At 67.1% G+C, this 13,103-nt stretch carries 10 protein-coding genes; 7 read left to right on the top strand and 3 right to left on the bottom strand.

The features are described 5' to 3' along the window. Window positions 1-231: 231 nt before the first annotated feature. Window positions 232-696 (bottom strand): hypothetical protein, encoded by a 465-nt coding sequence (locus AB4Z09_RS17805; RefSeq protein WP_147283604.1) that lies wholly within the window; start codon window positions 694-696, stop codon window positions 232-234. A gap of 721 nt (window positions 697-1,417) precedes the next feature. Here AB4Z09_RS17805 and AB4Z09_RS17800 point away from each other — a divergent pair. After that, window positions 1,418-2,026: a leucine-rich repeat domain-containing protein gene (locus tag AB4Z09_RS17800; RefSeq protein ID WP_174911596.1), complete on the top strand. Its 609-nt coding sequence runs from the start codon at window positions 1,418-1,420 to the stop codon at window positions 2,024-2,026. Window positions 2,027-2,402: 376 nt separating this feature from the next. Here AB4Z09_RS17800 and AB4Z09_RS17795 read toward each other — a convergent pair whose 3' ends face one another. Both AB4Z09_RS17795 and AB4Z09_RS17790 read right to left on the bottom strand, forming a co-directional pair. Next, window positions 2,403-3,341: a hypothetical protein gene (locus tag AB4Z09_RS17795; protein ID WP_442240317.1), complete on the bottom strand. Its 939-nt coding sequence runs from the start codon at window positions 3,339-3,341 to the stop codon at window positions 2,403-2,405. A 495-nt stretch (window positions 3,342-3,836) separates the two neighbouring features. After that, a complete protein-coding gene (locus tag AB4Z09_RS17790; protein ID WP_114724058.1) occupies window positions 3,837-5,186 on the bottom strand; it encodes a lipase family protein in 1,350 nt (449 codons plus the stop codon). A gap of 269 nt (window positions 5,187-5,455) precedes the next feature. On the opposite strand from AB4Z09_RS17790, the gene AB4Z09_RS17785 reads away from it, so the two are divergent. The 6 genes from AB4Z09_RS17785 (at window position 5,456) to AB4Z09_RS17760 (ending at window position 12,969) form a co-directional block, all read left to right on the top strand. Next, complete coding sequence (locus tag AB4Z09_RS17785) at window positions 5,456-5,737, top strand: acylphosphatase (RefSeq protein ID WP_114724059.1); 282 nt, start codon at window positions 5,456-5,458, stop codon at window positions 5,735-5,737. A 22-nt stretch (window positions 5,738-5,759) separates the two neighbouring features. Further along, window positions 5,760-9,365: a chromosome segregation protein SMC gene (gene smc / locus AB4Z09_RS17780; protein ID WP_442240316.1), complete on the top strand. Its 3,606-nt coding sequence runs from the start codon at window positions 5,760-5,762 to the stop codon at window positions 9,363-9,365. 80 nt (window positions 9,366-9,445) lie between these two features. Next, the gene (locus AB4Z09_RS17775) at window positions 9,446-9,979 is read left to right on the top strand and encodes a glutathione peroxidase (protein WP_114724105.1); all 534 of its coding nucleotides are present in this window, start codon (window positions 9,446-9,448) and stop codon (window positions 9,977-9,979) included. A 128-nt stretch (window positions 9,980-10,107) separates the two neighbouring features. Next, on the top strand, window positions 10,108-11,613 hold the full coding sequence (gene ftsY / locus AB4Z09_RS17770; protein ID WP_442240315.1) for a signal recognition particle-docking protein FtsY: 1,506 nt from the start codon (window positions 10,108-10,110) through the stop codon (window positions 11,611-11,613). A 195-nt stretch (window positions 11,614-11,808) separates the two neighbouring features. Then, window positions 11,809-12,255, top strand: coding sequence for a hypothetical protein (locus AB4Z09_RS17765; RefSeq protein WP_442240314.1), 447 nt, complete (start codon window positions 11,809-11,811; stop codon window positions 12,253-12,255). Between the two features lie 150 nt (window positions 12,256-12,405). After that, the gene (locus tag AB4Z09_RS17760; protein WP_442240313.1) at window positions 12,406-12,969 is read left to right on the top strand and encodes a phosphodiester glycosidase family protein; all 564 of its coding nucleotides are present in this window, start codon (window positions 12,406-12,408) and stop codon (window positions 12,967-12,969) included. The last annotated feature ends 134 nt before the right edge of the window (window positions 12,970-13,103 follow it).

Genomic DNA, 13,103 nt, shown 5'->3' with positions numbered 1-13,103 from the left:
CCTCGAAGCCGCACCTTTCTCGAACAACACTACTGCTGCGATGCGCTGCTCTTGCGTCAGCGAACTTCGTCTATCCAAAACACTGACCCCCGGGAGTCTGAACTGATTTCTCAGTCCAACTCCCGGGGGTCAGTTCAGTCGACGGGTGGGGCGTCTTTCGTTGTTCTACGTCTCCGGCGGCTGGTATTGGCCATACAGGCCGATGTCGTCACCAGCAAGTTAGTGCTGGTCCTAGCATTCGCCCTTTGCGGCGGCCTCGACGGCCTTTCGGATCTGTTCCTGATCGGACTTGCTCAAGTCGTCCCAGTCATCAACGCGAATGCCCTGACTCGGGTCGCCTCCGGTGACCGTGACGCTCTCCGCCCCAAACTGCACAGTCCAGCCAGTCTGATCCTTCATGGTCGCCATGAAGTCGTCGGCAGCCTTCTGTGCATCCCACGACTCTCCCGTGCTCTCTGCGAACTCACGAAGCGAGGCGAATGACTCAGCAATGTCCTCGCATGTTTCGTCGTAGAGGGCCTGCCCGGAGGGGGCCTTCCCGGAGGAAGTTGCCTCGGCCACTGCGCTCGAGGTGGATGCGGCGGGTTGCTTAGAAGCAGTTGATGTGGGGGAAGCACTCGTGTCCGAATCGTTCGAACTGCAGCCGGCGACGAGAAGGGCGGTTGCTGCGATTCCTACCAGTAGCGTGCGTCTCATGGGTCTATGGGTAGCAGACGAAGCCGACAAATCGGTCTGGTTTGTGGCGGTTCTCGTGGCAGATCACATACGGTCGTTGGCCGAGAGCTCGTCTGCCCCGACTCCCGGCCGATCGCGATATCGGCGGCTATGAAGTCGCGCTCGCGGCGGTGGCATGGCGGGGCGTGCTGCGAAGAGGCAGGCTGTGGCAGGGGGTGCGTACTTGGCCCAGTGGTGATCGCCGGCCAGATTCTTGACGCAAGACAGTTATCGTGTGCCGAGATTTGTCGCCGGGCGCAGCAGCAACGTACGCGTCCACACTGGTCGAGTGATCGCGGTGTGGGTGGCGAACACCGAGATGGCGAACCTCGGGGGGCTTCGGCGAGGAAACTGAAACCAGATCAAGCGATGGCGCGGCCTCGCTACTAGATACGAGATACTAGATACGAGATACGAGATACGACAAGCATGCAGTCATCTACCGCACCGCGGTTGTGAACGGACACCGTAGTTGGCAATTTGACAGCTAGTTGTCACAGTTGACACCGTAGTTGGCAATTTGACAGGTAGTTGTCAAAGCGGCACGAACCCCGATCCCGCGGGTGCAGTTCCTCACGGAGGTCATCGGCCCCGAAAACCAGGGTGGCGTGACCCGCCGGACCATGTCCCGAACAGGCGAAGGATCGGAACGATGAGCCCGAGACGTAGCGTGCGTCGTGGGGCGGCTGGTGTGGTTGCTGCGGTGAACGCGCAGCTGGGCCGTCCGATCTCGACACCTCTGGATGCTGAAGCCATCGCCCGGACTGAGTTTCTCGAGCTTGATCAGCTGCCCGTGGCGGACTTGGCCCCGTTGTCCGAACTGTCGAACCTGACCGAACTGCGATTGCACGGGGAGGTAGTGATCGATCTTCGCCCGCTGTCGACGCTGACCGCGTTGCAGAGGCTCGACCTGCGCTGGTCGCCTGTGCGGGAGGTGTCCCCGTTGGCGGGCCTGAACGGTCTCACCCACCTCTACCTCAGCGCAACGCAAGTCAGTGATGTATCCCCGCTTGCCGGTCTGACCGGACTGGAGTTTCTGGATCTGCGCTGGACGCCACTCCGGGACGTCGACCCCCTGGGGGGCCTGAGCGGCCTCACCTGCCTCAAACTCGCGGAGACCGAGGTAGTCGACGTGGCTGCGCTGGCGGGCCTGACGGGCCTGACCTGGCTCGACCTCGAGGGGACCTCGATCACGGACGTCTCGCCACTGGCCGGCTTGCCGCATCTGGGAATGCTCGAACTCTCCGGATCACACGTCACAGATGTTTCATCACTGCGCAGCATGGCCAACCTGACCATCATCGACGGGTGAGTGGACGGAAGGACGACTAGGTGCGCCAGTGCAAGCCRCTCGTGCCGTCTCCTTGTCATGGACCAGTCAGATTTCGGGTAGGCCGTTGAACAGCTACACCTGGCAGACATCGAGCTCTGAGACGTCGACGGAGTGCGCGGGCTGACGACAATGTCTCGCGGGTCAGCCTGGCCGTCGGCCGTGGACCGCATCCGACGAGATCCAAGGCCGCCTTGGGAATCAGACAGAACTATTGCCAACTTCGATGACCACGATCGCACCCTGGCGTTGACACGCTAGTTGTCACACCGCAGGTCAGGGCTCCGGGATTTGCCAACTTCGTTGGCAGTTCACAGCGGTCGTCCTCAACGCCGTCGTCGCCTGTACATAGGAGTTGTCAGTCACAGTCCTTTCCTTCGTTGAGGCGCACGACGAGGGTGAGTCGACCGGCTGGCGTCCACGCGCCGACGGCGACGTTCCCCGAACCCAGATGCGTGAGGCTTTCGATCTCTCCCTCGTCGCCGAAGTCGATCGGCAGTGCGATGCGTTCGGACGAGTCGAAGTTCTCGTCGGCGACGATCAATGCGTCCTCGGTCGCGTACACGGCGGCTCGGTCGTCGTTGATCCAGCACCCGGCGAGCCCGAAACCGTACGCGGCGTCGACGTCACTCGCGTCGAGCCGTGAGATCTCCTTCAGATCAGGCCACGACAGCATCCGTACGGTCTGCGGATCGCTTGGATACGGGGTGACAAGTAGCCTCGCGCCCGACGGACTGAAGCCCGCGATCACGGGATCATCTCCTGCGAGGATCTCGGTCAGATGTAGGCGTGATCCCTCGACATCGACGCGGAACGCGAGAACGCCATCCTGCCCCATGGCGAGCTCGAGAATCGCCGTATCTTCGGCAGGATGCTGATACAGGAAGGCGCGAGCATCGTCGGCGTCGATCGCCTGGTCGTCGAGGATCGCCCCGGTCGCGGAATCGAGCGCGAGCAGCCGGTGCCTCTCGCCGTCCGGGACAGCGACGACAAGTAGACCGCCCAGGAGCGCAGCCGCGTCGGCGGGTATTCCGGGCACCGTGACCACTTCCTCTCCGGCGATGACGAGCCCGCCGGCGGAGGCGAGTATGAGCAGATCGAGGCTGGACGCCGCAAGGACGCAGACGTCATCCTCCAGAGGGAGCTCTCGCTGCGAGTTCTCGGCGAGTCTGTCGTCGAGAAGACGCACTGCACCGTCTCGCCACAGCGCGAAAGTCAGACGCCCACCCGCCTCGCCGGCAAAAACGAGACCCGACATCGGGTCCAGGACGTCGATCACGTCAGCGGAAATGAGCATTCGATCACTGTATCGAGCACGGGCGGTCATCGACTGGACAAAGGCTTTGTCAGACACGACCTAGTGGGGGGTGTCCCTACCCGGTTCGCAAGGCGGCTGYGTTACCGGAAGCGGACTGATATGACTGCACTCTCGGTATGAGGCCATTGGGTATGAACATGCAGTTTTGGGAGGTATCGGCGCTCTTCCGGCATCTGAGGAACTATCTCGTGAACGCCCGTCGATTCTTCGCAGGGTGGCGTGTCACCGAGATTCCGAGCACCGAACACCCTCATCCTGAAGACCGCTGAACGACCTGTTCGGTCCCAAGTTCGAATTCGCTGGGCCGGCCTTCGAGTCGTCCTCCGAGTCGATGCTCGTGTAGTGGCCGACCGGCGGCCGGACGTCATCGCATTCGATATCTGACGGAGGCTGCTCGGGTTGGTGGTCGGCGTATCGGAGGTCTCTGACGACGTCGAGTGCGACCCCGCTGTTCTGCGGATGTGATGCGACAGGTCAGGGGTTGGCGTGTTCTTGTGGCGCAAGGGAATTCCCGGGTGCGATGCTCGCGCAGTTGGACGGGGCGGGCTTACCGTCGAATCGGTCGTTGATCCAGACGAGGGCGCCCGGTAGCCAGAGCGCGCCGCCGGGGGAATGGCTGATGGTGTCGTACTGGTCGTACTGAACAGGCAGTCCGGCGTCGCAGTATCTGATGGCGAGGCTACGGACATCTCCCGTGACCATGATGCCGTCACCCGCTCCGATACCGGGGCCACCCGGTTGGGTGCCCTCGAGGGTTCCGTTGGCTGCCTGAGCGATGAACATCGGGATCGTGGGTATCGGCGCGGTACCCATGTTGATCCGGTTGACGGCATCGACGTACTCGGGAATCGAGTTGGGATCCGCGTACTCCGGTTTGACGAGATCCTGCCAGGTCAGGCCGGGATATTGCCCGATCACATTGCTGATCGACGCGTCGTCCAGTCGAGCCATGACCTCACGTCCCCGGTCGCTGAGATACGGGCTGAAGTCGATGTCGTACGAACGGGCCACACCGACCACGCCCATTCCGACAACACCGCCCCATCCGATGCTTCCGCTGGCGTATCGGAGATTGTTGACCGGATTGACGAGCACGCCGCCCTGGGCGGCACCGATCAGATCGTCGTTGATATCCGGTGCATATTCGGGCGCGAGGATCGATGCCCAGTTGGTGGCGATCGCACCACCGGAATACCCCATCAGGCCGATCTTGGCGTCGTCGGTGATTCCGGTTTCGGGAACGTTGCGGGCGGCGCGTAGGGAATCGAGGGTCATCATGCCGTACTCGGGTCCGGCAGCGAAGTGCGCATCCGGACCCTCGGTATCGGCGACGACGATCGTGTAGCCCGCCGCGAACAGTGGGCCGAACACGGCCGTTTCGACGGAGGGGAGTGTGCCGCCGATGTTGGGGTTGCGCCCGCTGGGGGTCACACCACCGATCGTGATGTCGCCGGCGATTGCTCTCGACGGGCCGTCCTCAGGGTTCAGCGAGTCGTAGAAGGACTGGTAGGAAACGACTCTGTTCGGCTGGGCATTCTCCGGTCGCAGGATCGAGGTCACATTTGCGGACGGCTGCCCGAGGGCGTCGGTCGATCGGTAGAGCACCTGCACTGCCTGCACCGGTGTCGGGACGTTGACCACGTGGTACGGCACGCTGCGTGTCTTGAGAACCGCACCAGGCTCGTAGGACGCCAATGGTGCGGTGCCGTCATATCGGTAGAAGGGGTCGCCCGTTGGTTCTGCGAGGGCGGCCGGCGCCGCAGCACACGTCAGTGCAACAGCGAGTAGCGCTACGGCGGTGCGTGACAGGCCCCTTGGCGACATGCTCAACCCCCACTGGAATGGGCCACGTCTGACCATGTGGCCGCGACATGACGACCACGATATATTTGCTGATCAGTAGCGTGGCGTGAATCGACCACTGTGATCACTTCGCATCGCAACGCTCCGCGGGTCCGGTAGGACTGATCCGGCATTGCAGACGACGGGCACTGCGGACCGGTGGCCGGCATGGGGGTTCTCGGGATGGGGCGCGGCCGAGCCGATGGCCCGCACGTCCGCAGGCTCACGGCGCCCGTCGGATAATTGCCGTCATGAGTCCCGACACCGAACGCCTCACCGCCTGGGTCCACGGATATGTCCAGGGTGTCGGATTCCGGTGGTGGACCCGGGCGCGCGCCCTCGAACTGGGTCTGTCCGGCCATGCGACCAATCACGTCGACGGCCGGGTGCTCGTGATCGCCGAGGGGCCGCGCGATGCGCTCGAGCGGCTCCTGGCGCTGCTGCGGTCGGGGCAGACGCCGGGCAGTGTGACGCTCGTCGTCGAGCACTTCGGCGCGGCACGCGGGGGCCTTTCCGGGTTCGTCGAGCGCTGATCCGCCGGTAGAGTCCACCGTCATGCACCTGAAGAGTCTGACGTTGAAGGGCTTCAAATCCTTCGCGTCTGCCACGACTCTGCGGTTCGAGCCCGGCATCACGTGCGTCGTCGGCCCCAATGGTTCGGGCAAGTCCAACGTGGTCGACGCTCTCACCTGGGTGATGGGCGAGCAGGGCGCGAAGGCGCTGCGCGGCGGCAAGATGCAGGACGTCATCTTCGCCGGTACCGCCGGCCGCGCGCCGCTGGGTCGCGCCGAGGTGACGCTGACGATCGACAACTCCGACGGCGCGCTGCCGATCGAGTACTCCGAGGTGTCCATCACGCGGCGCATGTTCCGCGATGGCGCCGGCGAGTACGAGATCAACGGCAACTCGTGTCGGCTGATGGACGTGCAGGAACTGCTCAGTGACTCCGGCATCGGCCGCGAGATGCACGTCATCGTCGGTCAGGGGCGGTTGTCCGCGATCCTCGAATCCCGTCCGGAGGACCGGCGGGCGTTCATCGAGGAGGCCGCGGGTGTCCTCAAGCACCGCAAGCGCAAGGAAAAGGCCGTCCGCAAGCTCGATGCGATGCAGGCCAACCTCGCGCGGCTCACCGACCTCACCGCGGAGTTGCGTCGACAGCTCAAGCCGCTCGGCCGGCAGGCCGAGGTCGCCCGGCGAGCGCAGAGCGTGCAGGCGGACCTGCGCGACGCGCGCCTGAGACTGGCCGCCGACGACCTCGTCACGCGGCGCACCGAACTCGCCAGCCAGACGCACGACGAGAAGCTCGCCCGGCAGCAGCAGGAAGCGGTGCAGGCCGCGCTCGAGGCGGCCACCGCCGAACTCGGTGGGCACGAGCAGGCCCTCGCCCGCCTGACACCGCAGGCCGAGGCCGCGGGCCAGACATGGTTCCAGCTGTCGGCGCTGGCCGAACGGGTGAGTGCCACGATCCGGATCGCGCAGGAGCGGGCGCGTCATCTCGACGCCGAGCCGGACGCCGGTCGCGGACAGGATCCGGACGAGATGGAGGCCCGCGCCGAGCGGATCGCGCAGGAGGAGGCCGAACTCGTCGCGGCGGTCGAGATCGCGCGCGCCACCCTGGAGGCGGCCCGCGAGCAACTCGCCGAACGTGAGGAGGCCGCTGCCGACGCCGAGCGCGCCCACCTCGCGGCGGTGCGGGCGATCGCGGACCGACGTGAAGGACTGGCCCGGCTGTCGGGGCAGGTCGACACATTGCGGACCCGGGCAGAATCCGTGGACGCTGAGGTCGCCCGCCTCGACGTCGCGATCGACGAGGCCCGACAGCGCGGGGACGCGGCGCAGACCGAGTTCGACGCCGTCGAGGCCACGGTCGACGACCTCGACGCCGGCGAGGTGGGTCTGGACGGCCACCACGAACGTGCCGTCGCGGCACTGACTCTCGTGACCGACCGGGTCACCGAACTGCAGGCGGCCGAGCGTGCCGCGGGTCAGGAAGTGGCGTCGCTGAAGGCTCGGATCGACGCCCTGTCGATGGGTCTCGAACGCCAGGACGGTGGCGCGTGGCTGCTCGAGCATCACGCTGACCTGGGCCTGACGGGTGTGGTGGCCGAGTTGATCCGCGTCGACGCGGGTTTCGAGGCTGCCGTCGCCGCCGTCATGGGCCCCGCGGCCGACGCGATCGTCGCGGAGTCCGCCGCTGCCGCCGCGAGTGCGGTGCAGGAGCTCAAGGCCGCGGACGGCGGACGGGCCGCAATCGTTTTCACGATCGAAAACCGCGGTAGTACAACACGTCCCACGCTGACTGGGACGGCGAAGTGGGTTGCGGACGTCGTCGAGTGCCCCGAGTCGGTGCGCTCCGGGATCACGGCGCTCCTCGCGGGCGTCGCGGTTGTCGACTCGCTCGACGACGCCACCGAACTGGTGCGGGCGATGCCGTCGGTGCGTGTGGTGACCCGCGACGGCGACCTCGTCGGGGCCGGCTGGATCACCGGCGGCTCGGACCGTCGGCCCAGCACGCTCGAGGTGCAGGCCGCGATCGACACCTCCGTCGCCGGCCTCGAGGCCGCCGAGCGGCGTGCCGAGGAGTTGACGGCGGCGCTCGCCGGCGCGGTCGCCGAACAGGCCGATCGGGCCGAGGTCACCGAGCAGGCCCTGGCCGCGCTGCACGAGTCCGACGCCGCGCTGTCCGCGGTCTACGAGCAGTTGGGGAGGCTGGGGCAGGTTGTCCGGGCCGCGCACGCCGAATCCGAGCGGCTCGTCGCGCAGCGGCTGAAGGCGGAGACCGGCCGGGACGAGACCCTGGCGTCGCTCGCGGAACTCGAGGGACGGTTGCGGCGGGCCGAGGAGGAGCAGTCGGGTGGGGATCCGGCCGATGCCGACGGTCCCGACGCCACCACCCTCGAGCGTGAAGCAGCCGCTGCGGCTCTGACCGAGGTGCGCGCGGTCGAGGTGGAGGCACGACTCGCGGTCCGCACCGCCGAGGAACGTGCGGAATCCGTTCGCGGCAAGGCTGATTCGCTCCGCCGGGCGGCCCAGGCCGAGCGTGAGGCCCGAGCCCGCGCGGAACGGGCGTTGCGGGCCCGGCAGACCGCGGCCGCTGTCGCGGCCGCCGTGGCCGACGCCGGTGGACGGATCGCGGGACGACTCGAACGGGTGGTCGCAGCGGCCGCCGCCCATCGGGACGAACTCGCCCGCCTGCGCGCCGCTCACACCGAACAGGTCGAGGCCGTCCGGGAACAGGTCCGGCAGCTCACCGCGCAGATGGCGTCGCTCACCGACGCGGTCCACCGCGACGAGGTGGCCCGCGCGCAGGCCGCGCTGCGGATCGAACAGCTCGAGCAGGCGATCCTCGAGCAGTACGCCATCGCACTCGACGACCTGATCGCCGAGTACGGGCCCGACGTCCCACTGCCGCCCACCGAGCTCGAGATCGCCGAGTACGAGCAGGCCCGCGAGCGCGGGGAGCAGGTCACCAGGCCCGCGCCGGTACCGTACGACCGCGCGACGCAGGAACGTCGCGCGAAGCGGGCCGAGAAGGACCTCGCGACGCTCGGCAAGGTCAACCCGCTGGCGCTGGAGGAGTTCGCGGCGCTCGAGGAGCGCTACAACTTCCTGTCCACCCAGCTCGAGGACGTGAAGAACGCGCGCAAGGATCTCCTCGGCGTCGTCGTCGATGTCGACACCCGCATCCTCGAGCTGTTCACCGAGGCCTACGCCGACGTCGAGCGCGAGTTCGTCGAGGTGTTCGCGAAGCTGTTCCCCGGCGGCGAGGGCCGCCTGGTGCTCACCGACCCGTCAGACATGCTCACCACCGGCATCGAGGTCGAGGCCCGGCCACCCGGCAAGAAGGTCAAGCGGCTGTCGCTGCTGTCCGGTGGCGAGAAGTCGCTCACCGCGGTCGCGATGCTCGTCGCGATCTTCCGGGCCCGGCCGTCGCCGTTCTACGTCATGGACGAGGTGGAGGCCGCACTCGACGACACCAACCTGCGTCGACTGATCGGTCTGTTCGAGCAGTTGCGGGAGAAGTCGCAGCTGATCGTCATCACGCACCAGAAGCCGACGATGGAGGTGGCCGACGCGCTGTACGGCGTGAGCATGCGCGGCGACGGCATCACCACCGTGATCTCGCAGAGGCTGCGCGGTCAGGACCTGGTCGCCGGGTGACGCCGGAACCTTCATCCACGTGCACGCGACCGCGTGTCCGCACTCGATAACACTCGATGAGTAGACGAATGGGAGAACCGATGAACGCCCACGATTTCCCGGTGAAGACCGCGGACGGAACAACCGAGGATCTGAGTACCTACAAGGGCCGGTTGCTGCTGATCGTCAACGTGGCCAGCAAGTGCGGACTGACCCCGCAGTACGAGGGGCTCGAGGCGCTCTACGGGGCGAACAAGGATCGCGGGCTTCAGGTCGTCGGGTTCCCGTGCAATCAGTTCGGGGACCAGGAACCCGGCGACGACGCCGAGATCCAGCAGTTCTGCAGCGTCAACTACAACGTCACCTTCCCGGTGTACGCCAAGCTCGAGGTCAACGGCGACGACGCGCACCCGCTGTTCACGTACCTGCGCGCCGCCGCCCCGGGCGACTTCGGGCCGGACCACGGATTCCTCTACGAGCACGTCAGCAAGACCCGTCCCGAGGCGATCGGCACCGACGAGGTGAAGTGGAACTTCACGAAGTTCCTCGTCGACCGCGACGGCGAGGTCGTTCGCCGCTTCGAGCCGACCGTCACCCCCGAACAGATCGCCGAGGAGATCGCCGGACTGCTGTAGAAGGCGCGCCGCGGCGGCACGTGACACCCGGGGATCGGATCCTCGGGTGTCACGTGCGGATCGCCGCCCCGCGTCGCCTCTCTTGCCCGGACACGTCACAGCCGCGAGCAGCCTGACAGGATGTTGGGGTGACTACCGGAGCCTGGATAGCAATAGCGGCCGTGCTGGCCGTCCTTGTCGTTGCGCTCGTCGTCGGCCTCACCATGGCCCGACGTCGCCGCATCAGCCTGACCGCGCCCGAAAAGCCGGAGCTGACGGAGCAGCCGAAGGACCGTTCGGGCGGGTATCAAGCCGGTGGCGGATTCAACTTCAGCCAGGGGCCGACGGCCACCGCGCCGCCGAAGGTGCCCCCGGCCGCGCCGAAGACGCCGCCGGCAGCACCCCCGGTGCCGCCGGCCGCGCCGCCCGTTCCTCCGACGGCGCCCCCCGTCCCGCCGGCCGCGCCCGCACCTGCCCCGGAGCCCACGCCGCCGCTCGCCCCCGAGCCCGTCGCGGAGCCGGAACCCGTCGTCGAGCCCGAGCCCGCCCCCGCGGCGGAGCCGGTCGTCGAGGAGAAGCCGGTCGTCGCGCCGGTCGCGGAGCCAGAGCCGATTGTCGAGGAGAAGCCGGCTGTCGAGGAGAAGCCGGCTGTCGCGCCGGTCGCGGAGCCAGAGCCGGTCGTCGAGCCCGAACCTGTTGTCGAGGCCGCCCCCGCGCCGGCGATCGAGGAGATCGAACCCACCGAGGGCCGTCTGGACCGCTTGCGCGGTCGGCTGTCGCGGTCGCAGAACGCGGTCGGCAAGAGCCTGCTCGGCCTGCTCGGTGGTGGTGACCTCGACGAGGATTCGTGGGAGGAGGTCGAGGACACCCTGCTGATCGCGGACCTCGGCACCGCAACGACGACCAAGGTCGTGGAACGTCTGCGTGAGCAGATGGCGGCCCGCGGCGTGCGCAGCGAGGCCGATGCCCGCGCGCTCCTGCGCGAGGTGCTCGTCGAGGAACTGCGCCCCGAGATGGATCGCTCCATCCATGCCTTGCCGCACGGTGATCATCCCGCGGTGCTGCTCGTGGTCGGTGTCAACGGCACCGGCAAGACCACCACGACCGGCAAGCTCGCCCGCGTGCTGGTCGCCGACGGCCGCCGTGTCCTGCTCGGTGCCGCCGACACGTTCCGTGCCGCGGCAGCGGATCAGCTGCAGACGTGGGCCGAGCGGGTCGGCGCCGAGGTGGTGCGCGGCAAGGAGGGCGGCGACCCGGCCGCGATCGCGTTCGACTCGGTTGCCAAGGGCATCGAGGACGGCGTCGACGTCGTCCTGATCGACACCGCCGGCCGCCTGCACACCAAGACAGGCCTCATGGACGAGCTCGGCAAGGTCAAGCGTGTGGTCGAGAAGAAGGCGGCCGTCGACGACGTCCTGCTGGTCCTCGACGCCACCGTCGGGCAGAACGGCCTGATGCAGGCCCGGGTCTTCGCGGAGGTCGTCGACATCACCGGCGTCGTGCTGACCAAGCTGGACGGCACCGCGAAGGGTGGCATCGTGTTCCAGGTCCAGCACGAGCTGGGCGTTCCGGTCAAGCTCGTCGGCCTCGGCGAGGGTGCCGACGATCTGGCGCCGTTCGAGCCGGGGGCGTTCGTCGACGCACTTCTCGGATAGCCGGTTTCGTCCGGTGCGCCGATCCCTTCCGTCCGCGTTGTCCGGACGGGGGTCACGACGACGTAACGGATGACATGCACTCGGACAACGGGCCTCGGTAGAGCGATCTACTGGGGCCCGTTGTTCGTGACGTGTCGGGGGAGTCGAGCGCATCCGCGTTGCTCGGTCACGAGTTCACGCTGGGGGAGGCGCGTAGTGCGAACCGTCCGGACCTTTCTGACCGCCGCGGCAGGGGCCGTTGTGCTGGCCGGATTCGTGGGCACCGCCCCCGCGTCGGCCGACCCGTTCACCGATGCCCGGGCGCGGCTCGACGGCGCCGTCGCGGCAGCCGGGGGCAGCCCCGTCGTCTACCAGTTCGGCCCCGACTTCCGGCTGCCGATGCAGCGTGCGGACGGCAGCGTCTACGACATGGGCACCGACAGCCGGCTGATCGTGATCCCAGGGGCCTCGCGGTCACCGCTCACGTCGGAGTTGCTCGTGGATCGCAAGGCCGGTGACTCGTTGCGATGTGAGGCGACGCCCACCGCGGTCGCCGGTGGGATCCAGCAGACGTCGGAGCTGTACCCGCCCGTCGATGCGTGGAACCGCATGGGGCAGCCCGCAATTGCGATCAACACCAACTTCTTCGATGTGCGCCCGTAGTCCGAAGGCACGAGTTGGGCACGCAGCGGGTGCTCGTCGCCGCTCGGGACGTACTACGACACTCACCTGGCGACGCGGAGCCTGGATTTCTCGAAGTTCTGGGACCGGTACTTCGTCGGGTCCGAGGGCCTGAGCGACGGTGCCGGGCAGGTGTGGTCGCCGCTGTCGACGTTCTTCGTCGTCGACGACAACGTCGCGGGACTGCCGATGCCGGTGTCGTTCGAGCTGCACGACGCCGAAGGCCCGTTCAGCAACGAGGAGACCAGACGGCGGGTCGACCAGTTGGAGTTCGGCGGGCGCGAGTTCACGGCGTTCGCGGGCGTCAAGCTGCGTGGGCCGGCCGGGGAGTTCCAGTTCGTCGACAACCCGATCCGACGCGCGGCCCGAACCGCCATCGGCTACAACACTGCTCGCGACCAGTTGTACATCCTGCAAGGCGGATCGAACGAGCCGGACGGCTTCACCCTCGGGAACGTGCAGGATCTGTACCGGGCGCTCGGCGCCGACCTGACCGTGGGGCTCGACGGCGGTGGATCGTCCGCCCTCGTGGTGAACAAGGCGGCGGGAATCCCTTGGGCAGGACAGGGAATCAATGCCGGAATCGCCCCGCTCGGCTTCTGTCCGGAGGCCCCGGATGCGTACTGTTCGCCGGGTCCGAAGCGTCCCGTTCCGGGGTGGTTGGGCGTCGATATGCGCGAGCAGTTGGGCTCGTAACGGGCAGGATCCTCGCGAAAACTCCCTGATGAAACGTGCCCGCAACATAGTCTGGCCATGCGTTCACCTACGCGAAACAGCCGAGAGCCCTGCCGGAAACACCGCGTGACCACTCTTCTCCATGACGACGTGCT

This window comes from Rhodococcus sp. TAF43, from assembly GCF_052113525.1.
GTDB lineage: Bacteria > Actinomycetota > Actinomycetes > Mycobacteriales > Mycobacteriaceae > Prescottella.
The sequence above is the reverse complement of the archived record's forward strand: the minus strand, read 5'-3'. Positions and strand labels throughout refer to the sequence as shown.

What these genes read in the sequence shown, in the direction of transcription:
- AB4Z09_RS17805 (WP_147283604.1), bottom strand. Translation starts at nt 696, where the DNA reads ATGAGACGCACGCTACTGGTAGGAATCGCAGCAACCGCCCTTCTCGTC.
- AB4Z09_RS17795 (WP_442240317.1), bottom strand. Translation starts at nt 3,341, where the DNA reads ATGCTCATTTCCGCTGACGTGATCGACGTCCTGGACCCGATGTCGGGT.
- AB4Z09_RS17785 (WP_114724059.1), top strand. Translation starts at nt 5,456, where the DNA reads ATGAGTCCCGACACCGAACGCCTCACCGCCTGGGTCCACGGATATGTC.
- AB4Z09_RS17775 (WP_114724105.1), top strand. Translation starts at nt 9,446, where the DNA reads ATGAACGCCCACGATTTCCCGGTGAAGACCGCGGACGGAACAACCGAG.
- smc (WP_442240316.1), top strand. Translation starts at nt 5,760, where the DNA reads ATGCACCTGAAGAGTCTGACGTTGAAGGGCTTCAAATCCTTCGCGTCT.
- AB4Z09_RS17790 (WP_114724058.1), bottom strand. Translation starts at nt 5,186, where the DNA reads ATGTCGCCAAGGGGCCTGTCACGCACCGCCGTAGCGCTACTCGCTGTT.